Below are 25,146 nucleotides of genomic sequence, written 5' to 3'. Positions count from 1 at the left end.
GCGGAAGCCGGTCAGACCGTGGCGGGCCTGGTGCCGATGACGACGGTCGCGCTCAGCTCCTCGCACCCGGTGACCCGCGCGATCAGCCCGTGCCGGGCGAAGGCCTCGGCGGCACGCGGCGCCTGACGCTCACTGGTCTCGACCAGCAGACGGCCGCCGGGCGCCAGCCACTGGGCCGCCCCGGCGAGTACCCGCCGCTGGACGTCGAGCCCGTCCGCGCCGCCGTCCAGCGCCACCCGCGGCTCGTGGTCGCGGGCCTCCGGGGGCAGCAGGCGGATGGCGTCGGTGGGTACGTAGGGGGCGTTGGCGACCAGGACGTCGATGCGGCCGCGCAACGCCGCGGGCAGCGGTTCGTAGAGGTCGCCCTCGTACACCCGGCCCTCTCCGGCGGGGATGTTGCGCCGCGCGCACCGCACCGCGGCGGGCTCGATGTCGACCGCGTACAGCTCGATCGGGGAGACCGGGCCCAGCGCCGCGAGCAGCGCGGCGCCCACCGCGCCCGAGCCGCAGCACAGGTCGACGACGACGGACCCGGGCCGGGCGAGGCCGACGGCCTGGTCGACGAGGAACTCGGTGCGCCGGCGGGGTACGAAGACGCCGGGGTCCACGGCTATCCGCAGACCGTGGAACTCCGCCCAGCCGAGGACGTGTTCCAGGGGCAGCCCCGCCACGCGCCGGTCGACCATGGCGGCGAGTTCGTCGGGGGTGCGTGCCGTGGTGACGAGCAGTTGTGCCTCGTCCTCGGCGAAGACACAGCCGACGGCCCGGAGTCTGGTGACGATGGCGGAGAGGGGAAGAAGTGACGGTGAGACCGACATGGGAGCCTTTCGGAACGCCTCTGGGCGCTCCCGCGGTCACCTATCCCTGAGGGACCGCACGGCCGTGAAATGAGAGCACCCGACCTGATACAGCGGTAATGGGTCCCACCTCCTCGGTCGTTCGCTACTGAAGCCGCCAACACTTTACCCGAGGCGGTCGGCGGCGCAAGCGTGTGCGAGCGCCCGCCCGGGCGGCTGCCCTGTGCTGTGACGGATGCCTTGACGCATGGAATGTTAGCGGTAACACTCCCGTCGTGGACAAGCCTCCCAGCACGCACCCGCTCCCCCGGCCCGACGAAGAGACCCCGCTGTTCAGCCGCGCCGCCGTGGTCGCGTCCTGCGTGGGCTTCATCCTGATCGGCGCGCTACAGGCGCTCTACGGGCCGTCGATCCCCGCCTTCCGCGACGAGTACGGCCTGACGCCCTCCACCGCCGGTCTCGGCCTGAGCGCGCACTTCGTGGGGGGCGTCGTGGGCGTCCTCGTCTTCGACCGGCTCTTCGGCCGCGCCGACCCCGCCGCCCGGATCGGCAACCGCAAGCTCCTGGGCGGCTCGTATCTGCTGATGGCCGTCGGCGCGGCGGGCTTCGCCCTAGCCCCCGCGTGGCCCGCCGCCCTCGCCATGGCGCTGGTGGCCGGTCTCGGCTTCGGCGGCATCGACTACGGCCTGAACCAGCTGTTCGCCGTCGGGTTCGGGCGCCGCAGCACCGCCATGCTCAACGTCCTCAACGCCCACTTCGGCATCGGCGCGATCCTCGGCCCGGCGCTGATCGGCCTGGTGGGGGCGGATCACTACACCGCGATCTTCCTCGGCTTCGCCGTGCTGACCCTGCCGCTGTTGCTGTGCCTGGCCGGGGTGCGGGACGGGGCTCCCCCGCGCGCGGCGGGCAGCGAGGGCGATCCGGAGGAGGAGAGGGGACAGCACGGGACGGGACAGGACGACCCGGACGCGCGCCGGGCGCGGGCGCGGTCCCGCAGCCTGGCCACCGTGCTGGGCGCCTTCGTCCTCCTCTACGTCCTGCACGTCGGCATCGAGGCGGGCGTCGGCGGCTGGGAGCCCACCCACCTGGAGACGGTCGGCTACAGCGCGACCGCCGCCGCCTCCGCGACCTCCGTCTACTGGCTGATGATGACGGTCGGCCGCTTCCTGGTCGCGCCCCTCGCGCTGCGCTGGCCCGCCCGGTCGATCATCGTGGTCAGCTGCGCGGGCATGACCGTGTGTCTGCTGCTCGCCGCGGTGCCCGCGCTGGCCCCGTACGCGTACGCGGGCGTCGGCCTGTTCATCGCGCCGATCTTCCCGACCGGTCTGCCCTGGCTGAACGACGCGGCCCCGCGCGCCCGCCGGGCCGGGGCGCTGGTCATCGCGGCGTCCATGGTCGGCGGCGTGGCCGCGGGCCCGGCGCTCGGCAAGGCCATCGAACTGTCCGGCATCCGGGCCGTGCCGCTCATCCTGGCCGCGGTCTCGGCGATCTGCCTGGCCACGACGGGCTGGCTGATCCGCGCCACCGCCACCCGTTCGGCCACCGCCACGCGCCCGGCCACCGCCGACTCGCGCCCGGCCGCCACCGGCCGCACAGGAACACGGGGGCCTAGTCTGTAGAGGCAAACGCAGCAGGCAGGAGAACAGACAGGAAGGAAGGCCCGGTATGGCGGAGCCCGCCCGGACCAGGCGCCGCCGGGGCACGGCCGGCTCCCGGGTTCTGATGGCGGACGTCGCCCGGCTCGCGGGGGTGTCGGGCCAGACCGTCTCGCGTGTGCTCAATGACCACCCGAAGGTCCGGGAGGAGACCCGCGAGCGGGTACGGGCCGCGATGCGGGAGCTGGGCTACCGCCCGACCGCCAGCGCCCGCACGCTGGCCAGCGGCCGCAGCCGGATGCTCGGCGTGATCTCCTTCGACGCGACCCGCTTCGGCCCGGCCGCCACCTTGGCGGGCATCAACGAGGCGGCCCAGTCGGCCGGTTACCTGGTCAGTACGATCGCGCTGACCGCCACCGACCAGGCGTCCGTGGCGGGCGCGCTGGACCGGCTGCTCGGCGAGGGCGCGGACGGCGTGATCGCCATCGCGCCACAGCGCTCGGTGAGCCAGGCCCTGGTCGAGTCGGGCCACGACATTCCGCTGGTCACCCTCGACAAGAGCTTCGGGGAGCGGGTCCCGGTCGTCGCCGGGGACTCGGCGTCCGGCGCCCGCCAGGCCACCGAGCATCTGCTGCGCCTCGGCCACCGCACCGTCTGGCACATCGCGGGCCCCGTCGGCTGGATCGCGGCGGAGGCGCGCGTCGACGGCTGGCGGGCGGCGCTGAAGGACGCGGGGGCCGTCGCGCCCGAGCCGCTGACCGGCGACTGGAGCGCGGACTCCGGCTATGAGCTGGGCCGCCGGGTGGCCGAGCGCCCGGAGGTCACCGCGGTCTTCGTGTCCAACGACCAGATGGCGGTGGGCGTGCTGCGCGCGCTGCACGAGGCCGGGCGCCGGGTGCCCGAGGACGTCAGCGTGGTCGGCTACGACGACATCCCCGAGGCCGCGCATCTGCTGCCGCCGCTGACCACCGTGCGTACGGACTTCACCGAGGTCGGCCGCCGCTGTCTGACCCTGATGCTGGACCAGCTCCACCGGGCGCCCGAGCCCGGGGTCCGCGTGGACATCCCCACGGAGCTGGTCGTCCGCCGCAGCACCGGCCCCGCCCCCGCCGGGGTCGGAGCCGGGGAGCGTCGTTCCAGGGTGTGACACGGCCCCCCACGCGGCTCCCGTCCGGGCCCGCGCGCTGTGAGACTGGACGGCATGGCAGGTGAGCAGCAGCACAGCGGTGGCGGCACGGAGCTGGGGCGTTTTCTGCGCGCCCGGCGCACCCAGGTCACCCCCGACCAGGTCGGCCTGACCGCCGGCCCCGGTCTGCGCCGCACTCCCGGGCTGCGCCGCGAGGAGATCGCCGCCCTCGCCGGCGTCAGCATCGACTACTACACCCGCCTGGAGCGCGGCAAGGAGACCAGGCCCAGCCCGTCCGTGGTCGACGCCCTCGCCCGTGCTCTCCGTATGGACGACGACGAGCGCGACCACCTGCGCGAGCTGGCCGCCCGCGCCGCCCGGTACGCGCCCGAGCTTCCGGCCGCCCCCAGCCGCACCGTACGGCCGCAGCTCAAGCTGCTGCTGGAGAGCATGCGGCCGAACCCGGCCTACATCGCCAGCCGCACCCTCGACCTGCTCGCCTGCAACCCCGGCGGCCTGGCGCTGTACGCGGGCATCGGCGACTGGCCCGTCACCCAGCGCAATCTCGCCCGCTATCTCTTCCTGCACCCGGCCGCCCGGGAGGTCTTCGCCGACTGGGACAACCAGATCCGCGGCTGCGTCGCCCGGCTGCGCGCGCTGGCCGGGACCGACCCGGACGCCCCCGACCTCGCGGGCCTCGTCGGCGAGCTCCTCCTCAAGAGCCCCGACTTCGCGAGCCTGTGGGAGCGCTACGAGGTCAAGGGCCGCAGGGCCGTGTCGCGCAAGACCTTCCACCACCCCCACGTCGGCGAGATCACCCTCGGTTTCCAGGCCATGCACCTGGAGGGGACCTCCGGCCAGCGCCTGGGCGTGTACATCGCCGAGCCTGGCACCCCCGACTACGACGCGATGACGCTCCTGGACATGACGGACATGGCCACGCCCCAGCGCGCGAAGAACGTGACGAACCCGATGAATCCGACGACGGCGGAATACCCGCGCTGACCGCCGTACGAGCCCCCGGGCCCGTATGCTCCGAGACATGATCATGGTCAGGTTGGAGCGGCTCCGGGCGGACCACGCGCCGGCCCTGTTGGCCTTCGAGCGGGAGAACCGGGAGTACTTCGCGCGGTCCATCTCGGACCGGGGCGACGCGTATTTCGCGGGGTTCGCGTCCCGCCACCGCCTCCTGCTCGACGAGCAGGAGGCGGGTGTGTGCCACTTCCATGTGGTCCTGGACGAGGCGGGAGAGCTGGTCGGCCGGGTGAATCTGGTGGACGTCCAGGAGGGCGCCGCCGAGCTCGGCTACCGCGTCGGCGAGCGGGCGGCGGGCCGGGGTGTCGCGACGGCCGCGGTGGCGGAGGTGTGCCGGCTCGCCGTGGCGTCGTACGGGCTGTCGGCCCTCACGGCGGCGGCCACGCTCGACAACCACGCCTCCACGGCCGTGCTGCGGCGCAGCGGGTTCACGGCCGTGGAGGACATCGAGATCGAGGGGCGGCCCGCGGTCCGTTACCGGCTCCGGCTCACCGCCCCTCGATGATCAGCGAGAACATCGACCACCCAGAAGACCTCAGGCCCCCACGTACTCCCGCAGATGGCGGGCGGTCAGCGTGTCCGCGCCGGCCACCAGGTCGGCGGGGGTGCCGGTGAACACCACCTGCCCGCCGTCGTGGCCGCCGCCCGGGCCCAGGTCGACGAGCCAGTCGGCGTGGGCCATCACGGCCTGGTGGTGTTCGATGACGATGACCGTGTTGCCGTCGTCGACCAGGCGGTCCAGCAGGGCCAGCAGCTTGTCGACGTCCGCCATGTGCAGTCCGGTGGTCGGCTCGTCGAGGATGTAGGTCGAGGACTTCTCGGCCATGTGGATGGCCAGCTTGAGGCGCTGGCGCTCGCCGCCGGAGAGGGTGTTCAGCGGCTGGCCGAGCCGCAGATAGCTCAGCCCGACGTCCACCAGCCGCCCCAGGACGGCGTGCGCCTGCCCCGAGGGGAAGAACTCGTGCGCCTCCGCCACCGACATGCCCAGTACCTCGCTGATGTTCTTGCCGCGCAGCGTGTACGTGAGCACCTCGGGCGTGAACCGCTTGCCCTCGCACTTCTCGCACACCGAGGCCACCCCGGCCATCATCGCCAGGTCGGTGTAGATGAGCCCGATGCCGTTGCAGTTGGCGCAGGCGCCCTCCGAATTGGCGCTGAACAGCGCCGCCTTGACCCCGTTGGCCTTGGCGAAGGCGGTACGGATCGGGCCCAGCAGCCCGGTGTACGTGGCCGGGTTGGAGCGGCGCGACCCACGGATGGGCGACTGGTCGGCCACCACCACCCCGTCCCGCATGGCCAGGTAGCCGTGGACCAGCGAGCTCTTGCCCGAGCCGGCCACGCCGGTGACCACGGTCAGCACCCCGGTGGGGATGTCCACGTCGACGCTCTTCAGGTTGTGCAGGTCCGCGCCCTCGATGGTCAGCTGCCCGCGCGGTGTGCGCACCGTCCCGCGCAGCCGCGTCCGGTGTTCCAGGTGGCGCCCGGTGAGGGTGGCTGAGGCGCGCAGCCCGGCGACGTCCCCGCTGAAGCAGATCTCGCCGCCGCCCGTGCCCGCCCCGGGTCCGAGGTCCACGACATGGTCGGCGATCGCGATCACCTCGGGCTTGTGCTCGACCACCAGCACCGTGTTGCCCTTGTCGCGCAGCCGTAGCAGCAGGTCGTTCATCCGCTGGATGTCGTGGGGGTGCAGCCCGACGGTCGGCTCGTCGAAGACGTAGGTCACATCGGTCAGGCTGGAGCCGAGGTGGCGCACCATCTTGACCCGCTGCGCCTCGCCGCCGGAGAGGGTGGCGGAGGGTCGGTCGAGGCTCAGATAGCCGAGCCCGATCTCCACCAGCGACTCCAGCAGCTGCCGCAGATTGCCCAGCAGCGGGGCGACCGAGGCGTCGTCGATGCCCCGTATGAACTCGGCGAGGTCGCTGATCTGCATGGCCGAGCACTGGGCGATGTTGACCTCGCCGATCGTCGAGGACAGCGCGGCGGCGCTCAGCCGGGTGCCGCCGCAGTCCGAGCAGTCGGCGAAGACGACGGCCCGGTCCACGAAGGCGCGGATGTGGGCCTGCATGGATTCGCGGTCCTTGGAGAGGTAGAGCCGCTGGATCTTGGTGACGAGGCCCTCATGGGTGACGTTGATGGAGCCGACCTTGACCTTGGTGGACTCCTTGTGGAGGAAGTCCGCCCACTCCTGCTCGGTGAACTCCTTGAGCTTCTTGTCCGGGTCGTGGAAGCCGGACTGGGCCATGACCTGCCAGTACCAGGTGTCCACGCCGAAGCTCGGGACGGTGATGGCCCCTTCGTTCAGCGAGAGTTCCCGGTCCACCAGCTGGTCGACGTCGATCTTCGACACCTGGCCGAGCCCCTCGCAGGCCGGGCACATACCCTCGGGGCTGTTGAAGCTGAAGGCGGAGGAGGTCCCGATGTGCGGGGTGCCGAGCCGGCTGAAGACGATCCGCAGCATGGTGTAGGCGTCGGTGGCGGTGCCCACGGTGGAGCGCGAGTTGGCGCCGATCCGCTCCTGGTCGACGACGATCGCGGCGCTCAGGTTGTGCAGCCCGTCCACGTCGGGGCGGCTCAGGCTCGGCATGAACGACTGGATGAAGGCCGTGTAGGTCTCGTTGATCAGGCGCTGCGACTCGGCGGCGATGGTGCCGAAGACCAGCGAGGACTTCCCGGACCCGGACACTCCGGTGAAGACGGTGAGCCTGCGCTTGGGGATGTCCAGCGAGACGTCCTTGAGGTTGTTCGCTCGGGCTCCGCGGACCTGGATCATATGGTGGCTGTCGGCAGGGCGGGGTCCGGACGTGCTGTTCACGGCTTCTCCTCCTGGAACACGATCTTCGTACGCTGTACTCTGTACGACGTACAGAGTAGCCGCGAGGGGGCGCGGCGTGGCGAGGAACGGTGAACATGGCCAAGGAACACAGCAGCGCGGGCGACCCGGCCCGGACCCTGGAACTGCTGTGGCGCGAGCCCGCAGCCCCGGACGCGCCGGCCCGTCGCGGCCCCAAGCAGGGCCTCAGCGTCGACGCCGTCGTCCGGGCCGCCATCGCGCTCGCCGACTCCGGCGGCCTGGAGGCGCTGACCATGCGCGGTGTGGCCCAGCGCCTCGGCGTCACGCCGATGACCCTCTATACGTATGTCCCCGGCAAGGCCGAACTGCTGGACCTCATGCTGGACTCCGCCTATCTGGAGATGGAGCGCGCCGATCGTTTGGGTCGACCGGCCGCCACCCCCTGGCGCGCCAGGGTCGAGGCCGTCGCCCGCGGGAACCTGGAGCTGTGCCGCCGCCACCCCTGGGTGGCGACCCTGCCCGCCACCCGCCCGCCGCTCGGCCCCGGGATCATCGCGAAGTACGAGCACGAGCTGGCCGCCTTCGAGGGCCTGGGCCTGGACGACATCGAGATGGACGCCGCGCTCACCTTCCTGCTCGACTTCGTCCGCTCGGCGGCCCGCGCCGAGCTGGACGCCCAGGCGGCCGGCCGGGACAGCGCGATGTCCGACGCGCAGTGGTGGGAGGCCCACGCACCCCTGCTGGCCAAGGTCTTCGACGCCGAGCGGTATCCCCTCGCGGCCCGGGTGGGCAGCGCCGCGGGCGAGGCCCACCAGAGCCCGTACAACCCCGAATACGCCTTCCGCTTCGGCCTGGCGCGGGTCCTGGACGGCCTCGCCGCGCTCGTCGAGTCACGAGGCGGCGGCGGTTGAGGCGTGTCCGCCCGCCGTAGCATGGCCGCGATGCACACCATCGAGTTCCGTCTGCTGCGCCCCCACCGCTTCCATGTCGTCGACCTCATCGTGGACGGCACCGGCCTGCTCGACCTCGTACGCGAGGCGGAGCTTCCGTACGCGGTCGAGGAACAGCGCGAAAGCGCGGCGGACTTCGCCCCCGACCCCGTTCCGCTGCTCGCCGGAGCCTATGCGCTGCTGCGGGCCGACGGCCGCGGCTGGCCCAGCCGCCATCTGCTGGGCGAGCCCGGCGACGGGGCCACCGACCTCTGGCGGGACGACGAGACGCTGCTGCTGACCTGCCCGTGCGGCATTGACGAGTGCTGGGCGCTGGTGGCCCGGGTCGAGGTGGCTGACACGGTCGTGCGGTGGTCGGACTTCCGCAACGTCCGCCGCGACTGGGACCTCACGGGCCTCGGCCCGTTCACCTTCCCCCGGCGGCAGTACGAGGCCTCCCTGCGCGCCACCGCCCGGGCGGCACGGGAGGAGCGGGCGGCGCGTCGTCTCAGCGCAGCAGCAGCTGGGCGCCGCCCACTATGGTGGCCGCGATCACCAGCCGCTCGAAGAGCCGCTGATTGATCCGGTTCACGACCGCCTTTCCGATGAACGCCCCGGGTATCACGAACAGGGCCAGCCCCGCGTCCAGCAGCAGCGAGCGTCCGTCGATCAGGCCGAGTCCGACGCTGAAGGGCACCTTGGCGACGTTGACGATCAGGAAGAACCACGCCGAGGTGCCGAGGAAGCCAAGCTTCCGGAAGCCCGCGGAGAGCAGATAGAGCGACATGACGGGCCCGCCCGCGTTGGCGACCATCGTGGTGAACCCGCCGAGCACCCCGTACGACCCCGCCTTGAGCCGCCCGCCGCCCTGCCTCTCCCCCGCCTCCGGCGCTTTTCCCCCCGCTTCCCCAGCCTCCTCGGCTTTTGCCGCTTTCTTGGCCGCATGCCGACGCCACACCGTGACCCCGGCCATCAGCAGCAGAGTCGTCCCGATCGAGATGCGCACCGCGGCGTCGTCGGCCCACAGCATGAACACCGTGCCCGCCACCACCCCGGCGGCCACCGCGGGAAACAGCCGCACCAGCGTGGCCCAGTCGGCGTGGCGGCGATAGGCGTAAACGGCGAACACGTCGCCGACGATGAGCAGGGGGAGCAGCACCCCGGTCGACTCGCGGGCCGGCAGCACGGCCGCGAAGATCGCGAGGCTGACGGTATTGGCGCCGCTGACGGCGGATTTCGAGAAGCCGACCAGCGTCGCTGCCCCGGCGAGCGCGACGAATCCCCAGAGAGTGATGGTGTCCATGCCAGGGGCCTATGCTAAACCCCCGCTGTTCGGAGCCATCATGCGGCCGTCCCGCCCGACGAATCGATGGCCGGAAATGACGTGCGAAGGCGCCGCCTCCCCCGGTACGGTGCCGCACATGGGTTCTCTGTGACAGTCCCCGCGCGACCGCTCGCGCGTTCTCATCGGCACGACCGAGAGCAACGGCCGAGAACAGGGGACCCTTCCATGGTTGCCGCACAACTATCTCTTCAGAACGTCACCCGCCGCTACGACGACCACGTGGTGCTGGACGACGTGTCCTTCACCGTCAAGCCGGGCGAGAAGGCCGGAATCATCGGCGACAACGGGGCCGGGAAGTCCACCCTGCTGCGGCTCCTCGCCGGGCAGGACCTGCCCGACAACGGCGAGCTGACCGTGGTCGCGCCGGGCGGCGTCGGCCATCTCGCCCAGTCTCTGGAGCTGCCGCCCGAAGCCAGTGTCCAGGACGCCGTCGACGTGGCCCTCGCCGATCTGCGCGACCTCGAATCGCGGCTGCGCCACGCCGAGGCCGGGCTGCGCGGGCCGGCGGGCGCGGAGCTCACGGCGGCCCTGGACACCTATGCCGGGCTGGTCGCCCGGTACGAGGCACGCGGCGGATACGAGGCGGACGCCCGGGTGGACATCGCCCTGCACGGGCTCGGCCTGCCGGGCCTGGACCGCGGCAGGGCGCTCAGCACGCTGTCCGGTGGCGAGCGGTCGCGGCTGGCGCTGGCCGCCACCTTGGCGTCACGGCCGGAGCTGCTGTTGCTCGACGAGCCGACCAACGATCTGGACGACTCGGCCGTGGCCTGGCTGGAGACGCACCTGCGGGCGCATCGCGGCACCGTGCTCGCGGTCACCCATGACCGGGTGTTCCTGGAGCGGGTCACCACCACGATCCTGGAAGTCGGCGAGGGCAAGGTGTCGCGCTACGGCGACGGCTACGACGGCTATCTCGCCGCGAAGGCCGCCGAGCGCCGACGCCGACTGCGGGAGTACGAGGACTGGTGCGCCGAGCTGGCCCGCAACGAGAAACTGGCCGCCTCGAATGTGGCCCGCCTTGACGCGATCCCCCGCAGGATGCCGCTCGCCGTGTTCGGCCACGGCGGCTTCCGCACCCGTGGCCGGGGCCACGGCGCGATGGTCCGCATCCGCAACGCCAAGGAACGCGTCGAGCGCCTCACCGGCAACCCGGTCGCCCCGCCGCCCGACCCGCTGGTGTTCGCCGCCCGCATCACCACCGCCGACGACCGGACGCCGCAGGTGGCGGCCGAACTCACCGGCATCCGCGTCGGGGACCGGCTGCATGTGCCGTCGCTGCGGATCGGAGGTGCGGAGCGGCTGCTGATCAGCGGGCCCAACGGAGCGGGCAAGACGACGCTCATGCGGGTGCTGTCCGGTGAACTGCGCCCCGATGCCGGGACGGTGCACACGCACGGCCGCGTCGCGCACCTGCGGCAGGAGGCCACCCCCTGGCCGCCCGACCTGACCGTGCCGCAGGCCTTCGCCCACGGCCGGGCGGCCGAGCTGGACGACATGGACAACATGGGCAACATGGGCAACATGGACGACCACACCGGCACCCTCCTCTCACTCGGCCTGTTCAGCCCGGCGGAGCTGCGGCTGAAGGTGGGCGAGCTGTCCTACGGGCAACGGCGCCGCATCGAGCTGGCCCGCCTGGTGACCGACCCCGCCGACCTGCTGCTGCTCGACGAGCCCACCAACCACCTCTCCCCCGCTCTGGTCGAAGAGCTGGAAGGAGCCCTGACGAGCTACTCGGGCGCGGTCGTCATCGTCACCCATGACCGCCGCATCCGAACCCGCTTCACCGGCACCCACCTGGAACTGCGCACCGGCCACATCACCCGGCTCCAGGAGGTCGCGCCCGCGGCAGCCAGGGTGTGAGACGCCGCTACCGCCCCAGGAGCCGTTCGACGTCGGCCAGCTGCCCGGCGGCGAGCGGCCCCTTCGCGATCGCGCCCGCGTTCTCCTCGGCTTGGGCGACCGTACGGAAGCCGGGGATGGGAATCGTCCGCGGGCTGCGGGCCCAGATCCAGGCGAGGGCGCCCTGCGCGAGGGTACGGCCGTCGCTGGTGAGGATGGACCGCAGGGCGTCGACCCGCTGGAGCCAGGCCGGGTCCGCGCCGGCGTTCGCGGTGAACCCCGGCAGCCAGGCGGGTGGCGTGTTGCGGATGTCCCCGCGCTCCAGGGCGCGCCCGGCGGTGTGCTTGCCGGTGAGCAGTCCCATGGCGAGGGGGCTGCGGCTGATGGCGGCGAGGTCCGACTCCGCGCAGAGCGCCAAGAGCTCGGGCGCGTCCTGGAGGATGTTCAGGCGGTGCTGGACGGCCGTGCAGTGCGGGCCCTCGGCGAAGGCGGCGGCCCGAGCGGGGTCGTCGGTGCTCCACCCGTACGCGCGGATGAGCCCCTCGCGCACGAGCTCCTCACAGGTGTCGCGGAGCCGGGCGGCGCGTTCGGGGTCGGCATCGGAGATGTGGAGTTGGTACAGGTCGACGTGGTCCGTGTCCAGGCGCCGCAGGGAGGCGGTCAGGGCACGGCGTACGTGCTCCGGGGAGTCGTCCTGTCCTTCGCGGGTCCGGGTTCGCTCATCGAAGATGTTGCCCCACTTCGTGGCGACGACGACGTCGGTGCGGTGCTTGCCGAGGGCGCGGCCGAGCAGGCGTTCGCTGTGGCCGGTGCCGTACACGTCGGCGGTGTCGAAGAAGGTGACGCCGAGGTCGAGTGCGCGCTGAATCGCCCGTACGGACTCGTCGTCGTCGACCCTGCCCCAGCCCAGGGGCTGCCCGTCGGCGGACCACCACTCACCGCCGATGGCCCAGCAGCCGAAGCCGAGGGCGCTCACCTCGATGCCGCTGCGGCCCAGTGTCCTGTTGTGCGCCATGGTCTCCATGCCTGTGGACATTAGGAGTTGGAGCGCACACCAAGGCAAGCCCTGAGGGGAACCGGTCGGTCGGGCTTGTCACATCGACCGCGCGCGCTCCGTCAGGCCACTGACGGACCGCGACAAGGAGTTGTGACGATGCACGAGAACGAATCCCCGCAAGCTCGGGAAACCGCGGAGAGCGAGTTTCTCGCCGAGCGATTCGAGGCGCACCGCGGCCATCTGCGGGCCGTGGCCTACCGCATGCTGGGTTCGCTCGCCGAGGCCGACGACGCCGTACAGGAGGCCTGGTTCAAGCTCAGCCGCGCCGACACGGCCGGGGTCGGCAACCTCGGCGGCTGGCTGACCACCGTGGTCGGCCGGGTCTGCCTCGACATGCTCCGCTCCCGCAGGTCACGCGCCGAGGAGCCGCTGGAGGCGCGGTCCGCGGCCCCGGCCCCGGCGGCGGGCGGCGATCCGGAGCAGGACGCGCTCCTCGCCGACTCGGTCGGCCTCGCCCTGCTGGTCGTCCTGGAGACCCTGACCCCCGCCGAACGGCTCGCCTTCGTCCTGCACGACCTCTTCGCGGTGCCGTACGAGGAGGTCGCGGCGATCGTGGACCGTACGCCGACGGCGGCACGCCAGCTCGCCAGCCGCGCCCGGCGCCGGGTCCGGGGCGCCGAGACCCCGGACCCCGACCTCGGCCGGCAGCGCGAGGTCGTCGACGCCTTTCTGTCCGCCGCGCGGAACGGCGACTTCGACGCGTTGGTCGCGGTCCTGGACCCGGACGTGGTGGCGCGGAGCGAGGCCGGGGTGGGCGCGGGTGCGGCGGCCGTCGCGGTGGGCGCGAGCGGCTTCGCGCACCTGGCCCGGCTGGCCCGGCCCGCCCTGGTCGACGGCGCCGCGGGGCTCGCGGTGTTCGCCGAGGGGCGGGTGGAGCGGGTCCTGGCCTTCACCTTCGTACGGGACAGGATCGCCGTGATCGACATCGTGACCGACCCGGAGCGCCTGTCCCGGCTCGACGTCACACTCCTCGACGAGTAAGACGAGTAAGTCCGGTCAGCCCGGTAGCGCGTGCGGATCAGCCGCCCAGCACGCTGACGTCGATCCGCGCGAGCCGCTCGGGATCGGTGAGGATGTCGAGGGCCGTGATCCGGCCGCCCCGGATCGTGAACGCCATGACCGACACCACGCGCCCCTCCGCCACCGCGACCACTCCGGGCGAGCCGTTGACCAGCGCCGGGTGCCCGGCCTCCGCGAACCGGGCGAAGGTGATCGCCTGCGAGGCCACATCCGCCGCGCCGCGCCGCAGCAGGCTCGGCCGCAGCGTGCCGCCGTCGGAGCGCGCCACGACGTCGGGGTCGAGGACGGCGAGGAGCGCGTCGAAGTCGCCGCCGCGCGAGGCGGTGAGGAAGGCGTCCACGACCTCGCGCCTGCGCGCGAGGTCGGTGTCCGCCGCGGGCGCGGCCCCGTCCACCCGGCGGCGGGCACGGCTGGCCAGCTGCCGGATGGAGGCGGAGGTCCGGCCCAGGATGGGGGCGATCTCGTCGAAGGGCACGGCGAACAGGTCGTGCAGCACGAACGCGAGCCGCTCGGCGGGCGAGAGGGTCTGGAGCACGATCATGAGGGCGATGCCCACCGAGTCGGCGACCAGCATCTCCTGCTCGGGGTCCGCCCCACCCGGGCCGCTGACCACCGGATCGGGCAGCCGGATCAGACCGCCCTCCTGGTCGTGCAGCGGCTCCTCACGCCGCGAACCGCGGGAGCGCAACATGTCCAGACACACCCGGCCCGCCACGGTGGTCAGCCAGCCACCCAGGTTCCGCACCTCGGAGACGTCGGAGCGGCTCAGCTTCAGCCAGGTCTCCTGGACCGCGTCGTCGGCCTCGTTGAGCGAGCCCAGCATGCGGTAGGCCACCGCGCGCAGATGGGAGCGGTGCTCCTCGAATCGCTGGGCCAGAATTTCCTTCTCGCTCACCCGTCACATCCTCGCGGTCCGCTCCGTACATCCAGGTAGTGCTGGTTGTACATCACGCCGAGGACGTTCCCGAACGGGTCGACCACGGACGCGGTGACGAACCCGGGCCCGCGCTCGGTCGGCTTCTCGTACACCGTGGCCCCCATGGACAGCAGCCGCTCGAAGGCGGCCCGCACATCGTCCACGTGCCAGTAGACCACCGCACCCCCGCCCTCGCCCTCGTACGGCTGGTCGCGTACGGCGAACCGGCGGTCGACGATGCCGAGTTCGTGCTGGTAGTCGCCGATGCGGAACTCGACGTACACGGGTGCTCCCTCGATCGGGCGCACGAAGTACGGCTCGATGCCGAGCAGCTCGGTGTACCAGCTCCGGGCCGAGGCGACATCGTCGGGCTCGCCGACGAGCTCGAGGTGTCCGTGGCCACCGCTCGCCGCGACCTGGAGGCGCTGTCCGCGGCGGGTGTCCCGGTGTATCCGCAACCCGGACGCGGCGGCGGCTGGTCGCTCGTCGGAGGCGCCCGCACCGACCTCAGCGGGCTGTCGGCCACCGAGGCGCAGGCGTTGTTCCTGCTCGTCGGCCCGGCCAAGGCGGCGCTGCGCAAGCTCGTGCGGGCGCTGCCGCAGACCTTCCGCGCCGACGCCGAGGCCGCCGCCGACGCCACCATGTCCGACCCGGCCCGCTGGGGCGAGCGGGATCGCAGCCGACCGGAGCCGGTCGAGCGGCTGCAGGCCGCCGTGGTCCGGCGTCGTAAGGTCCGCCTGACCTACGACAACCACGCCCGGGAACGGACAGAAAGGCTGGTCGATCCGTGGGGCCTGGTCGACAAGGACGACATCTGGTACCTGATCGCCGGAACCGAACGAGGGCAGCGGACCTTCCGGGTCGACCGGATCGTCACGGCCGAGCCCACCGACCAGCCCGCCGAACGCCCCGACGACTTCACGCTCGCCACCGCGTGGCAACAGGTCGTCGGCGAGGTGGAGCGGCGGCGGTCACACACCTGGGCCACCATGCTCGTCGACACCCGGTACGTGGCCGTCCTGCGCGACCACTTCGGGCGGCACTGCCACATCGACACCGAACCCGACGACGGACGCGCCCGGGTCCGTATCGCCGCGCCGACCCCGTTGGACATCGCCAGGCACCTCGCCGGCTGGGGCGCGCTGATCGACGTACTCGAACCACCCTCCGTCCAGGCGGAGCTGGCGCGGATCGGAGCCGAGCTCGCCGACCGCTATGCGGTCGGCCACCACGGCACGACGCGGTAACTCAGACGTTGTAACTCAGATCCCTGGCCGTGAGCGAGGCGGGCTCCAGGCGCAACCACACCGTCCCGCGCTGGGCCGGGTCGTCATGCAGGTAGTGGACGAAGCGCGCATCCCACCGCGCCTCGTCCGCGCCCAGGTAGCGGGTGAGCTTGCGCCGCCCCCGCTCGACATCGAAAGGCACAAGCTCCGCACGGCCCCGGGCGATCACCTGTCGGACGAGCCCCGTGGCCACCTCGCACTCGTCCACCACGAGCGCGACGCCCGGGTCGGCCTTCACCCGGTCGAACAGCCGGGACCATGGTCCGGTCAGGATCCAGAAGGCCTCCTCTTCCCACAGAAACCACACGGGCCGCACTGTCGGCCCATTCGTCGCGATGCGCGCGGTGAGCGGCTTGCGCAGGAAGGTGTCCACATCGAACTGAGGAATTGCCACAGACGTATCTTCCCGAGCCACGAGCGCCTTGCCCACCGCCTTTCGACCTAAGCCGTGCGTCCTGCGCGCGGGCACGGCACACAGGTGCGGCGGACGACAACCGTCCGCCGCACCTTCAGGGCCGTGGGTGTCAGGCCGTACGCCGCGTCACCCCCCCGGGTGGCTTGTGTCATCCCAGGGCGGCCACGGCCCCCCACATCTTCTCGGCCGTCGCCATGCACATCGCCGACTGGCCCGGAGGCCTGGCCACCGGGTGCCCGGGGGTGACCATGACCGGGCTGTTGCACTCCCTTTCCAGGTCCTTGCGGAAGACCTCGTCGATGCGGTGCTTGATCACCGGGGCGGGGTCGCCGGGTGTGCCGCGCTGGAAGTTCTCGTCGCCCATGAGCTTCTTGTAGTTGCGGTATCCGAAGTCGTGGCGGACGCAGGCCGCGGTGAAGTCGAAGCCGAGGTACTGCTCGGGGAAGTCACTGCAGCCGTCGTTGTCCCAGTTGAACTCGTACAGGTCCTCCTCGCCTCGCAGGTGTACGCCACGGACGGCGAAGAACTCCATCCGCGACAGGTCGCCCAGTGACGTCAGCTCCTCCAGGCGCCGCAGCTTCTCCTGTGTCGTCACCCCGGCGCGGGTCAGCGGGCCGGTGTACCGCCATTGCTGCTCGAGCTCGAACTCGCCCGGATCCGATGCCTGCTGGTAGGTCCTCCGGTAGACCCCTCTCCCGTCCGGGGCGACCCCGAACACCTCGTCACTCGCGCTCACCGCGAAGTCCGCACCGGGGTCGCCGATCTCCTTCCACTGCTGCGGTTCCCCGCTGTACTCGAACAGCTTGCCGCTGTCCGGGTTGGTCGCGAGCAGGTGCTCCTTGCCGTCCGTGGCCGCGTAGATGTTCTGGGCCGCGCCGCCGATGACGTTCCACTCACGGCCGGACCCGGACCACTCGGCGACGGCCTTGCGGTCGGGGGTGAGCCGGTACAGGTGCTCCTTGCCAACGGCGAAAGCGGCGCCGGCATCGCCGATCTCATCCCACCGGTCGGGCGTCCCGGCGTAGCGGAAGATCTTCCCACTCTCGGGGTTGGTGGCGAACACCCCCGCACCACCCGCATAGATGTTCTCGGCCGGGCCGCCGATGACGTTCCACTCACGGCCGGACCCGGTCCACTGGACGACGGCCTTGCGGTCAGGGGTGAGCCCGTACAGATGATCCTTGCCAACGGCGAAAGCGGCGCCGGCATCGCCGATCTCATCCCACCGGTCGGGCGTCCCCGTGTAGCGGAAGATCTTCCCACTCTCGGGGTTGGTGGCGAACACCCCCGCACCACCCGCATAGATGCTCTGGGCCGGACCGCCGATCTTCGCCCAGCCTCGGCGCTCGGCCGTCCACTCGTACACCGCGGAGTGGCTCTTGGTCAGCGCGTACACCGACGTGCCCGAGGTGGCGATGTCGTCCACTTTGGGATCCGGACCGCCGCGCCGCCGCGTGGGCGCGGCGCCCTCGGACTCCGAAGCGGTGCCCGCCTCCGGAGGGCCGGACGGGGCCGGGTCCGCGGCCGGAGGGGCCGACGGCGCGGCCGGGTCCGAGGCAGGAGGGCTCGGCGGGGCAGCGTCCGCCGCTTGCGTGCTCGTCTCCTGACCGGGGCCCGGCTCCGAGTGCGCGGCCCAGGACAGTCCGCCGATCGCGAGCGCGGCCACCAGGAGCAGACCAAGGGCGCGGACGAACGCCGCGCCCTGGATTGCCAGAGCTCGTCTCATGCCGCCGCGACCAGCCTTCCTGTCGTGGCGGCTGATGGAGAGTTTCACCAGAGGTCTCCCTTTCCGATTCCGGGAAAGCAGTGCGAGACCACGCTCCGCCCCACGGCCGGATGTCCACTGTCCACGGAAGGGATAACACCAGGTCAGAAGGGAGTCAGAAGGCGGACAACCGGCATTGTCCGCAGACAATGCCGGGACCCGAGGCATATGCGCATCATCGACGCGGCACTAGCGGCCAGCCGTGAGCTGATGTCCCGCCTCAACGCGCCCCACCCCCACCGCTCTGCTGTTCGGCGATGAGGACCGCAATGCCCTGGAACGTTTCGGTCCGGATTTCTTCGTCGGTGATGGCTTCGGCGAGCTGTTCAGCGCGGTCGAGGTCCGCGGGGACGAACGCCGGGGCGATGGCCTTGAGCATGTGGTCGCGATCGATCTCGTGGTAGAGCCCCACGAGTTGGTCGGCGGCGTCCGGGCTCGCCTGGCGAGGTTCCTCATGGAGTCCCCCCACAGCCGCTTGCGGACCTCGTCCGACCGAATGGCGAGTGCTGCCTGCCGGACGCGGCGGACAAGGCCACTGATGCATTCCGGTTCCGCGCCGCCCAAGGCGGTGGCGACCGCTACGAGAGCGCTGGCGATCTGGGCCTGATCGTGGTCGCGGAGCCGCCCTTCCTTCCGGACCGCCTGGCCGCCACCCCCTCGCGCTCGAACCGCATCGGCAGGTCCGCGGCGACGCCGTCATCGAGGACGAGTAGCTTGAGCGCCACGCCGCGGCGCAGTTGACAGTCCCGGGCGGCCCACACCTCGCCCATCCCGCCCCGTCCGAGCCGGCTGACCAGCTCGTACCGCCCCGCGATCAGCTCACCGCGCTCCATTGCCCGACACCGACATGCCAGAACACACGACGACCAACAGCGGCAAGCTGGTTGCCGCGAATGCTCCACCCGTCAGGCGGCAACGGCTCTGCCAGCGGATTCACGCTCTGCCCAAGGTGTGTGCAAGGTCGGCAGCGGACGGTGGTCGTAAGCGGTCCCTCGGGGCCGGACCACCGCTCCCTGTCGGCCACCCGGTTCCCGGCAGAAGCGCTACAGCAGGAGGTAGCACATGAATCGCTGGAAGGCCCTCACCTGCGCGGCCACGGCAGGCCTTGGCCTCACCATGCTTGCGTCCAGCCCGGCGTCAGCAGCCACCGACTTCACCTTCGAGCGCCCAGGAGCGCGCGTAGTCGGTAGTGCATACGTATCCGGCGGCACGGTGTACGTCAGCGGCACGGTCAAGGACACGCCGCCGGGGGATGGTTACTGCGCCTGGGTCCGTGTGATCTTCCGCTACAGCGACGGAGGTTACAACCGGATAGAGAGCCGCAAAGCGTGCGGTGCCGACAACCCTGCCGCGAGTTGGGCTTGGCACAGCTCCAGTCCGCAGCTTGCGAACGTGGACGTGTATGCGTGCAGTGGCAGTTCCAGCTCCTACAACAGTTCCACCTGCGACGACGGCGCCATGGTCTACATCCGCATGTCGATGCCGCGTCATTGAGGGTTCAGTCGCCGGCTGCGCCCGGATGCCCAGGAGGTCGTATCAGGTACGGCCGACGTTCGCCGCGTCCGCGCGCAGCCGCTCGGGGAATGTGACGCCGGTCAGCTCCTCCGAGGTGGTCCACAGGCGCCGGGCGGACTCCGGGTCGCTGGCCGCCGCCGACCGGCCGACCAGCGTCGGGGCGCCGCGCATTTCGGCGAGGCCGTCCGGTCCGACGTAGGCCGCGCCGGGCAGGTCCTGGACCGCGGCGTACAGCGTCGGCAGCGCGCCCGCCTTGCTGTCCTGCGCGATGATCCGGTTGCCCGCCCGCATGGCCGCGCGGCGCAGGAAGTTGGCGTCGCCGCCCTGCAGGTTGGTGGCGGCCCAGCCGGGGTGCGCGGCCAGGGCGCGCACGCGCGAGCCGGCCGCGGTCAGGCGGCGCTGGAGTTCCAGGGTGAACAGCAGGTTGGCCAGCTTGGACTGGCTGTAGGCGCGCATCGGGGAGTACTCGCCCGTCAGGTTCAGGTTCTCGAAGTGGATGCGGTTGCCGCTCGGGACCCGGTGCGCGCCGGAGGAGACGGTCACCACACGGTCGGTGATGTGCGGCAGCAGCAGGTTGGTCAGCGCGAAGTGGCCGAGGTGGTTGGTGCCGAACTGCAGCTCGAAGCCGTCCTTGGTGGTGGCCTCCGCGACGTTCATGACACCGGCGTTGTTGATCAGCAGATCGAGGTCGCCCTGCCAGGCGGAGGCGAACCGGCGGACCGAGGCGAGGTCGGCCAGGTCGAGAGGGCGTACCTCCAGGGTGCCGGGCGCCCCGGTGACGGTCGCGGCGGCGGCCTCGCCACGGCGGGTGTCCCGTACGGCGAGGACGACGTGGGCGCCGGCCCGGGCGAGGGCGTCGACGGTGGCGATGCCCAGGCCGCTGTTGGCTCCGGTGACCACGGCGGTGCGACCGGTCAGGTCGGGGAGTCGGGTCGCGTTCCAGCGGGGTGTGTTCATGGTCTTCGACATGCCGCCAATGTAGGCATCGTAAACAATGATGTCAATGCCAACAATGTAGTCGCTGGTCACACCCCGGATAGGCTGGTGGGCATGAAGACCCGCCCGTACCACCACGGAGACCTCCGCACCGCGCTGCTGACGCGCGCCGAGCAGACGCTGCGCGACAAGGGACCGGGTGCGCTGTCGCTGCGGGAGCTGGCCCGCGACATCGGGGTCAGCCACGCCGCGCCCAGCCGCCACTTCAAGGACAAGCGGGCCCTGCTGGACGCGCTGGCCCTGGAGGGATTCGACCGCTTCCTGGGGGCGCTGACCGCGGCGCGGGACAAGTCGGGCGAGGCCTTCGCCGACCAGCTGGGCGCGATCGCGCGCGCCTATGTGGGCTTCGCCACCGGCAACGCGGCCCTGCTGGACCTGATGTACTCGGCCAAGCACGAACCGGGCGCGCCCCAGGAGCTGATCGCGTGCTCGCAGCGGCTGGCATCGATCGCCACGGAGCTGATCGAGGGTGGGCAGCGCCGGGGCGAGGTGCGCCCGGGGCCGGCGGAGCGCATCTCCCTGCCGGTCATGGCCGCGCTGCACGGCTTCGCCACCCTGTCGGCGAACGGCACGCTCCCCGCCGAGCAGGTCGAGCAGGGCCTGGACGACACGATCGCGTTCGCCCTTCAGGGCTGCGCGCCATAACCGGTGCGGCGCCCCACCACACGTAGGCCGGCAAGGGTGACCACCGCGAACGTGTGACGCAGGAGGTGGGCGTGTGCTTCGACCAGCACGCCGGCCTTATGACAGCGGTCGTTGGCCGTGGAGAACACCGCCTGCCAGCCGGAGACCGACATCGGCAGCCCATCCTCGTTCAGCCAGAGCATCGCAGGTTCCAGGCCGTCCTCGGTTTCCCGCAGAAGCCGCCGCCGCTCGACCGGCGAAAGATCTTGCAGCCGCACTCGGTGGACACCGCCCGCGCTGAGCCGGTGCACCACATACGGGCGGGACGGGTCTGCGATTACCAGGGGCCTGCGGATGCGCTGATAGCGGCCCGCTGCCCGGGCTTGTTCGACCACCTCAGCCCGGTCCCACTCCACATAGGCGCTCACCTCCTGGACGGTGCTGTGCGGGACGTAGACCCACCGGGCGGAAAAGTTTTTCGCGATCACCCCGGGCAGCCAGAACCGCTGGTATCCGCCCAGGGCAATGCTGGTGGGGATTTCGAAGACGGTGACGCTGGCCTGCTCAGTCAGCCGCAGCCCCGTGCGGACCATGAGGTCGCTGAACGTCGCGTTGCGGGCCGCCCACCGGCCGCGGAACCGGCCAGAGGGCAGCCCGTCCCAGCCGTAGCCCCGAAGCCCCACATCCCGCCAGAGCCGGTAGGTCGCCGGCGGCATCCACTCGATGCGCTCCCCGTTCTCGTCATGCGCATAGGTCGCCGGAACCGTCGACGAGTCGAAGGCCCGGACAACCGAACCAATGGGCGCGGGGCGGCGGGCGCGGTGCGGGATCGGGACCGCCGCGACGTGGCCCTGCCCGAGGGCCCACTCGTAGAACTGGTTGACCAGCGACACTTCGTGGTTCCAAGTGCTGCCCTCGACATGAGGTCCGGTCTCATCCCGGCGACGCCACTGGTGGAACGCCAGATGATCCGCCTCCGTGGCAGCGCGCCACGACTTCCCGCCGCGCGAGGTGTGCAGGAAGGTGAAGAACCGGGACATGGCCCTGGCCCGGTTGGCGTTGCTGTTCCATGGTGCCGTCAGATTCGCCTGAAGGAAGTACGAGTTGAGCTCGACGTCGTACTCGAACCGCGGCGAGAGCAGGAACGGCAGGCCGTCGGGCAGACCCGCCTCATCCAGCCACGCCACCAGGTCGCCGGGCACTACGTCCAGGAAGGAAGGTAGTCGTGGGCGCGGGTAAGTCACGGCTCACGAAGTGCACCGTCCACCTGGGTCTGCTCAACACCCGCGGACCCTAACCGGTCGGTGGCCGACTGCTCGCTTCCCCGACCGGACCGTTCGCCCTCACTCTCGCCGGTCCGTCTGCGCCGGCCAGCCGGTCCGGCTCACCCATGCGGGCGCCACCAGGTTCGAGGGCCGCACAACCGCCATCACGCACGCCCTGGGAGGGAGCAGAATGGGGTCTGTGCTGTGAGGGGTACTGACAGGGACCCCCACTGGTCGCCTCGTCTTCCTACGCTGGGATCCATGGACAACCGGGCCGAAGTCAGCGCATTCCTCAAGTCCCGCCGCGCCAAGATCACACCCGAGCAGGCGGGCATGCCGGTGTACGGGCAGCGGCGGGTGCCCGGGCTGCGCCGCGGTGAGATTGCGATGCTCGCCGGGATGAGCGTCGAGTACTACACGCGTATGGAGCGCGGCAACCTCAGTGGGGTCTCCGACAGCGTCCTGGACGCCCTCGCCCAGGCCCTGCGACTAGACGACACCGAGCGGGATCACCTCTACGCCCTGGCCCGGGCGGCCAACACCGGTCCGGCCCGGGTCCGGCGCCGCCCGAAGAAGGCCGCCGTACGGCCCAGCGTGCTGCGCATCATCGAGGGCCTGCACGACCAGCCGGCCTACCTGCGCAACAACCGCATGGACCTCCTGGCGGCCAATCCGCTCGCCCGCGCTTTGCTCAGTGAGGTGTTCGAGATGGAGCCGGTCAACACCTGCCGGTTCGTCTTCCTCGACCCCCGCGCCACCCGGCTCTACCCCGACTGGGAACGCGTGGCCCGCGACGGAGTCGGGGTGCTGCGTGTCGAGGTCGCCAAGAACCCCTACGACCGGGAGCTGTCGAACCTGATCGGTGAGCTGTCCACCCGCAGCGACGCCTTCCGCACCATGTGGGGCGCGCACGACGTGCACGTCTTCGCCGAGGGAACCAAGCGGTTCCACCACCCGGCGGTGGGCGAGATGGAGCTTGTCCACGAAAGTCTGGACCTGCCCGGTGAACAGGGGCTGTCCATCACCGTGTACAGCGCCGATCCCAACACCCCGGCCGCGGACGCCCTGAAGCTCCTCGCCAGCTGGGCAGCGAGCCAGAACCGGGACGCGGCCGCCTCTCAGGCCGACACCGAGCGCTGACCCCCCCACGAGCGAGTGGCCGGGCTCCCTTCCAGGGATCCCGGCCCTCCGGGACTCCCCGCCCCAGCACCGCCCTCATGCGGCTCGGCCCTCTGCATCTCACGCCCGCCGCACCCGGCGTCACGTCAGCTCAGGCCATCGACACCGCCCCCCATCCTGTGCCGCGGCCGTGTACCCCGATTCGCCATGTACACGCTCACGCTCTCGGCATGAGGGGGTCCCTGCTGTTACCCCTCACAAGCGTGACTGTCTGCCGGGCTCGGCTGCTGGTTTCGTGGATTGCGGCGGGCCTGAAGTGCTCCGCCCGCACAACCTTCGGCGCGCATGCCGCATTGCCGGAACGCCCTCGGATTACCGGGGCCCGCGCCAGCTCTCTTGAAAGGATCGTCAGTGAGTTCCCCCTCGTCCACGAAGCCGGACACATCGGCAGCCGCACCCCTCAGGGGTGACGGCGGCACGGCAGCGCCTGCCGGGAAGGTCAAGCTGCCGCCGGTGGTGTGGCTGCTGGGTGCCATCGCCTTCATCATGGGCACCAGCGAGTTCGTCGTCTCCGGCCTGCTGCCGCAGATTTCCGGCACCCTCGGTGTCAGCATCTCCAGCGCCGGGATGCTGATCACCGCCTTCGCCGTCGGCATGATGATCGGCGCGCCCGTGATGTCCATAGCGACCCAGCGCCTGCCGCGTCGCTCGGCCCTGGTCGCAGCGCTGCTGGTCTTCGCCGCGGGTCACGTCGTCAGCGCGCTCAGCTCCAGCCTGGGGCTCGCGATCGTCGGCCGGGTCGCTGCCGCGCTGGGCAACGGTACGTTCTGGGCCGTGGGCGCGGTGGTGGCGACCACGGCCGCGGGACCGGCCGCCAGCACCCGCGCCACGGGCGTCATGGTCGGCGGCATCACCCTCGCCAACATCGTCGGCGTCCCGCTCGGTACAGCAGCCGGCCAGCTGGGCGGCTGGCAGGCCCCCTTCTGGATGCTCGCCGCTTTCGCCGTGGCCGCCGCCGTGGTGGTGACCCGCCGGGTGCCCGCCGACACCACACGTGCCGACAGCTCCCTGCGCGCCGAGACGGCCGCGCTCAAGCATCCGCGCCTGTGGCTGGTCTACCTGGCCACCGCGCTCATCCAGGCCGGCATCATGGGTGCCTACAGCTACGTCGCCCCGCTGCTGACCGAGCGGGCCCACCTCGCGAGTGCCGTGGTGCCGCTGGCGATGCTCGGCTTCGGCATCGGCGCGCTGGCCGGCACCACGGTTGGTGGGCGCCTCGGCGACCGCCGCCCCTACACCACGCTGATTCCGGCCACTGCCCTCACGGCCGTGCTCCTGGGTGCCATCACCCTGTGGGCGACCAACAGCGTCGTGGCCGTGGTCCTGGTCGTGCTGCTCGGCGCAGCCGGCTTCGCCTGCAACCCCATCGTGGTCGGCGAGGTCGTCCACATCGCCGGAGCCGGCCGGTCCCTGCCCATGGCCCTGGCCACGTCCGCGTTCCAGGTCGGCATCGCCACGGGGTCCTGGATCGGCGGCATCGCCCTGACCTCCAGCCTGGGCCTCAAGGGCCCGTCGCTGGTCGGCTTCGCCTTCGCCCTCGCGGCCCTGCTGCCGCTTGGCCTGCTGGCCGCCTCCCACCGGAAGACGGAATCAGCGCGGAGCTGACACCGCTTGGGGAGGCCCGGGCCCTCCCCGTCCGGCGACCATC

The 25,146-nt window shown here is 71.6% G+C and carries 25 protein-coding genes; 13 read left to right on the top strand and 12 right to left on the bottom strand.

The window, feature by feature from the left end; all coding sequences use genetic code 11:
- Positions 1–11 precede the first annotated feature (11 nt).
- Entirely contained in the window at positions 12–818 is an 807-nt protein-coding gene (locus tag ACWY4P_RS42415) for a putative protein N(5)-glutamine methyltransferase (RefSeq protein ID WP_456206163.1), read from the bottom strand.
- A 254-nt stretch (positions 819–1,072) separates the two neighbouring features.
- Between ACWY4P_RS42415 and ACWY4P_RS42410 the strand changes: the two genes are divergently transcribed.
- From ACWY4P_RS42410 to ACWY4P_RS42395, 4 genes are read left to right on the top strand one after another with little or no spacing between them, the layout of a single operon-like run.
- Positions 1,073–2,416: an MFS transporter gene (locus ACWY4P_RS42410; protein WP_456206162.1), complete on the top strand. Its 1,344-nt coding sequence runs from the start codon at positions 1,073–1,075 to the stop codon at positions 2,414–2,416.
- A gap of 46 nt (positions 2,417–2,462) precedes the next feature.
- A complete protein-coding gene (locus tag ACWY4P_RS42405; RefSeq protein ID WP_456206161.1) occupies positions 2,463–3,539 on the top strand; it encodes a LacI family DNA-binding transcriptional regulator in 1,077 nt (358 codons plus the stop codon).
- Between the two features lie 54 nt (positions 3,540–3,593).
- Complete coding sequence (locus ACWY4P_RS42400; RefSeq protein ID WP_456206160.1) at positions 3,594–4,523, top strand: helix-turn-helix transcriptional regulator; 930 nt, start codon at positions 3,594–3,596, stop codon at positions 4,521–4,523.
- A gap of 43 nt (positions 4,524–4,566) precedes the next feature.
- On the top strand, positions 4,567–5,058 hold the full coding sequence (locus ACWY4P_RS42395) for a GNAT family N-acetyltransferase (RefSeq protein WP_456213243.1): 492 nt from the start codon (positions 4,567–4,569) through the stop codon (positions 5,056–5,058).
- Positions 5,059–5,088: 30 nt separating this feature from the next.
- Here ACWY4P_RS42395 and ACWY4P_RS42390 read toward each other — a convergent pair whose 3' ends face one another.
- Positions 5,089–7,323, bottom strand: a complete 2,235-nt coding sequence (locus ACWY4P_RS42390; RefSeq protein ID WP_456213242.1) for an ATP-binding cassette domain-containing protein — start codon at positions 7,321–7,323, stop codon at positions 5,089–5,091.
- A gap of 137 nt (positions 7,324–7,460) precedes the next feature.
- Here ACWY4P_RS42390 and ACWY4P_RS42385 point away from each other — a divergent pair, with 137 nt between their 5' ends.
- Positions 7,461–8,255 (top strand): TetR/AcrR family transcriptional regulator, encoded by a 795-nt coding sequence (locus tag ACWY4P_RS42385; RefSeq protein WP_456206159.1) that lies wholly within the window; start codon positions 7,461–7,463, stop codon positions 8,253–8,255.
- 30 nt (positions 8,256–8,285) lie between these two features.
- Complete coding sequence (locus ACWY4P_RS42380) at positions 8,286–8,855, top strand: hypothetical protein (protein ID WP_456206158.1); 570 nt, start codon at positions 8,286–8,288, stop codon at positions 8,853–8,855.
- Here the strand turns inward: ACWY4P_RS42380 and ACWY4P_RS42375 are convergent.
- Positions 8,782–9,576, bottom strand: a complete 795-nt coding sequence (locus tag ACWY4P_RS42375) for a sulfite exporter TauE/SafE family protein (protein WP_456206157.1) — start codon at positions 9,574–9,576, stop codon at positions 8,782–8,784. The two genes, ACWY4P_RS42380 and ACWY4P_RS42375, sit on opposite strands and share 74 nt — an antisense overlap.
- 207 nt (positions 9,577–9,783) lie before the next feature.
- On the opposite strand from ACWY4P_RS42375, the gene ACWY4P_RS42370 reads away from it, so the two are divergent.
- Entirely contained in the window at positions 9,784–11,481 is a 1,698-nt protein-coding gene (locus ACWY4P_RS42370) for a TlrC/CarA/OleB/SrmB family ABC-F type ribosomal protection protein (protein ID WP_456206156.1), read from the top strand.
- A 7-nt stretch (positions 11,482–11,488) separates the two neighbouring features.
- Here ACWY4P_RS42370 and ACWY4P_RS42365 read toward each other — a convergent pair whose 3' ends face one another.
- Complete coding sequence (locus ACWY4P_RS42365; protein WP_456206155.1) at positions 11,489–12,484, bottom strand: aldo/keto reductase; 996 nt, start codon at positions 12,482–12,484, stop codon at positions 11,489–11,491.
- Between the two features lie 129 nt (positions 12,485–12,613).
- Here ACWY4P_RS42365 and ACWY4P_RS42360 point away from each other — a divergent pair, with 129 nt between their 5' ends.
- A complete protein-coding gene (locus ACWY4P_RS42360) occupies positions 12,614–13,498 on the top strand; it encodes a sigma-70 family RNA polymerase sigma factor (RefSeq protein WP_456206154.1) in 885 nt (294 codons plus the stop codon).
- 37 nt (positions 13,499–13,535) lie between these two features.
- On the opposite strand, the gene ACWY4P_RS42355 is transcribed toward ACWY4P_RS42360, so the two are convergent.
- A complete protein-coding gene (locus tag ACWY4P_RS42355; protein ID WP_456206153.1) occupies positions 13,536–14,432 on the bottom strand; it encodes a sigma-70 family RNA polymerase sigma factor in 897 nt (298 codons plus the stop codon).
- Positions 14,429–14,911, bottom strand: coding sequence for a VOC family protein (locus ACWY4P_RS42350; RefSeq protein ID WP_456206152.1), 483 nt, complete (start codon positions 14,909–14,911; stop codon positions 14,429–14,431). The genes ACWY4P_RS42355 and ACWY4P_RS42350 overlap by 4 nt, the downstream gene beginning before the upstream one ends.
- Here ACWY4P_RS42350 and ACWY4P_RS42345 point away from each other — a divergent pair.
- Complete coding sequence (locus ACWY4P_RS42345; RefSeq protein WP_456206151.1) at positions 14,843–15,700, top strand: helix-turn-helix transcriptional regulator; 858 nt, start codon at positions 14,843–14,845, stop codon at positions 15,698–15,700. The two genes, ACWY4P_RS42350 and ACWY4P_RS42345, sit on opposite strands and share 69 nt — an antisense overlap.
- Before the next feature lies 1 nt (position 15,701).
- On the opposite strand, the gene ACWY4P_RS42340 is transcribed toward ACWY4P_RS42345, so the two are convergent.
- From ACWY4P_RS42340 to ACWY4P_RS42325, 4 genes are all read right to left on the bottom strand, one after another.
- On the bottom strand, positions 15,702–16,133 hold the full coding sequence (locus ACWY4P_RS42340; protein WP_456206150.1) for a pyridoxamine 5'-phosphate oxidase family protein: 432 nt from the start codon (positions 16,131–16,133) through the stop codon (positions 15,702–15,704).
- A gap of 169 nt (positions 16,134–16,302) precedes the next feature.
- Entirely contained in the window at positions 16,303–17,880 is a 1,578-nt protein-coding gene (locus ACWY4P_RS42335) for a phospholipase A2 (protein ID WP_456206149.1), read from the bottom strand.
- A 259-nt stretch (positions 17,881–18,139) separates the two neighbouring features.
- The gene (locus tag ACWY4P_RS42330; protein WP_456206148.1) at positions 18,140–18,331 is read right to left on the bottom strand and encodes a hypothetical protein; all 192 of its coding nucleotides are present in this window, start codon (positions 18,329–18,331) and stop codon (positions 18,140–18,142) included.
- Positions 18,332–18,497: 166 nt separating this feature from the next.
- Positions 18,498–18,752, bottom strand: a complete 255-nt coding sequence (locus ACWY4P_RS42325; protein WP_456206147.1) for a hypothetical protein — start codon at positions 18,750–18,752, stop codon at positions 18,498–18,500.
- Positions 18,753–18,981: 229 nt separating this feature from the next.
- Here ACWY4P_RS42325 and ACWY4P_RS42320 point away from each other — a divergent pair, with 229 nt between their 5' ends.
- Positions 18,982–19,413, top strand: a complete 432-nt coding sequence (locus ACWY4P_RS42320) for a hypothetical protein (protein WP_456206146.1) — start codon at positions 18,982–18,984, stop codon at positions 19,411–19,413.
- 42 nt (positions 19,414–19,455) lie between these two features.
- Here ACWY4P_RS42320 and ACWY4P_RS42315 read toward each other — a convergent pair whose 3' ends face one another.
- Positions 19,456–20,403 (bottom strand): oxidoreductase, encoded by a 948-nt coding sequence (locus ACWY4P_RS42315; RefSeq protein WP_456206145.1) that lies wholly within the window; start codon positions 20,401–20,403, stop codon positions 19,456–19,458.
- An 81-nt stretch (positions 20,404–20,484) separates the two neighbouring features.
- Between ACWY4P_RS42315 and ACWY4P_RS42310 the strand changes: the two genes are divergently transcribed.
- Positions 20,485–21,075 (top strand): TetR/AcrR family transcriptional regulator, encoded by a 591-nt coding sequence (locus ACWY4P_RS42310; protein ID WP_456206144.1) that lies wholly within the window; start codon positions 20,485–20,487, stop codon positions 21,073–21,075.
- Here ACWY4P_RS42310 and ACWY4P_RS42305 read toward each other — a convergent pair.
- Positions 21,057–22,298: a tyrosine-type recombinase/integrase gene (locus tag ACWY4P_RS42305; RefSeq protein WP_456206143.1), complete on the bottom strand. Its 1,242-nt coding sequence runs from the start codon at positions 22,296–22,298 to the stop codon at positions 21,057–21,059. The genes ACWY4P_RS42310 and ACWY4P_RS42305 overlap by 19 nt on opposite strands.
- A gap of 282 nt (positions 22,299–22,580) precedes the next feature.
- Here ACWY4P_RS42305 and ACWY4P_RS42300 point away from each other — a divergent pair, with 282 nt between their 5' ends.
- On the top strand, positions 22,581–23,459 hold the full coding sequence (locus tag ACWY4P_RS42300) for a helix-turn-helix transcriptional regulator (RefSeq protein ID WP_456206142.1): 879 nt from the start codon (positions 22,581–22,583) through the stop codon (positions 23,457–23,459).
- A gap of 390 nt (positions 23,460–23,849) precedes the next feature.
- Positions 23,850–25,103, top strand: a complete 1,254-nt coding sequence (locus ACWY4P_RS42295) for an MFS transporter (protein ID WP_456206141.1) — start codon at positions 23,850–23,852, stop codon at positions 25,101–25,103.
- The last annotated feature ends 43 nt before the right edge of the window (positions 25,104–25,146 follow it).

Source organism: Streptomyces sp. LZ34, assembly GCF_053890475.1.
Note: the sequence above shows the minus strand (reverse complement) of the source record. Positions and strands in the feature narration are given on the sequence as shown.

Bases quoted from the DNA above. Each gene is read 5' to 3' on its own strand.
- ACWY4P_RS42415 (WP_456206163.1), bottom strand. From the start codon at position 818: ATGTCGGTCTCACCGTCACTTCTTCCCCTCTCCGCCATCGTCACCAGA.
- ACWY4P_RS42405 (WP_456206161.1), top strand. From the start codon at position 2,463: ATGGCGGAGCCCGCCCGGACCAGGCGCCGCCGGGGCACGGCCGGCTCC.
- ACWY4P_RS42400 (WP_456206160.1), top strand. From the start codon at position 3,594: ATGGCAGGTGAGCAGCAGCACAGCGGTGGCGGCACGGAGCTGGGGCGT.
- ACWY4P_RS42395 (WP_456213243.1), top strand. From the start codon at position 4,567: ATGGTCAGGTTGGAGCGGCTCCGGGCGGACCACGCGCCGGCCCTGTTG.
- ACWY4P_RS42390 (WP_456213242.1), bottom strand. From the start codon at position 7,323: ATGATCCAGGTCCGCGGAGCCCGAGCGAACAACCTCAAGGACGTCTCG.
- ACWY4P_RS42385 (WP_456206159.1), top strand. From the start codon at position 7,461: ATGGCCAAGGAACACAGCAGCGCGGGCGACCCGGCCCGGACCCTGGAA.
- ACWY4P_RS42380 (WP_456206158.1), top strand. From the start codon at position 8,286: ATGCACACCATCGAGTTCCGTCTGCTGCGCCCCCACCGCTTCCATGTC.
- ACWY4P_RS42375 (WP_456206157.1), bottom strand. From the start codon at position 9,576: ATGGACACCATCACTCTCTGGGGATTCGTCGCGCTCGCCGGGGCAGCG.
- ACWY4P_RS42370 (WP_456206156.1), top strand. From the start codon at position 9,784: ATGGTTGCCGCACAACTATCTCTTCAGAACGTCACCCGCCGCTACGAC.
- ACWY4P_RS42365 (WP_456206155.1), bottom strand. From the start codon at position 12,484: ATGGAGACCATGGCGCACAACAGGACACTGGGCCGCAGCGGCATCGAG.
- ACWY4P_RS42360 (WP_456206154.1), top strand. From the start codon at position 12,614: ATGCACGAGAACGAATCCCCGCAAGCTCGGGAAACCGCGGAGAGCGAG.
- ACWY4P_RS42335 (WP_456206149.1), bottom strand. From the start codon at position 17,880: ATGAGACGAGCTCTGGCAATCCAGGGCGCGGCGTTCGTCCGCGCCCTT.
- ACWY4P_RS42325 (WP_456206147.1), bottom strand. From the start codon at position 18,752: ATGGAGCGCGGTGAGCTGATCGCGGGGCGGTACGAGCTGGTCAGCCGG.
- ACWY4P_RS42320 (WP_456206146.1), top strand. From the start codon at position 18,982: ATGAATCGCTGGAAGGCCCTCACCTGCGCGGCCACGGCAGGCCTTGGC.
- ACWY4P_RS42315 (WP_456206145.1), bottom strand. From the start codon at position 20,403: ATGTCGAAGACCATGAACACACCCCGCTGGAACGCGACCCGACTCCCC.
- ACWY4P_RS42310 (WP_456206144.1), top strand. From the start codon at position 20,485: ATGAAGACCCGCCCGTACCACCACGGAGACCTCCGCACCGCGCTGCTG.
- ACWY4P_RS42300 (WP_456206142.1), top strand. From the start codon at position 22,581: ATGGACAACCGGGCCGAAGTCAGCGCATTCCTCAAGTCCCGCCGCGCC.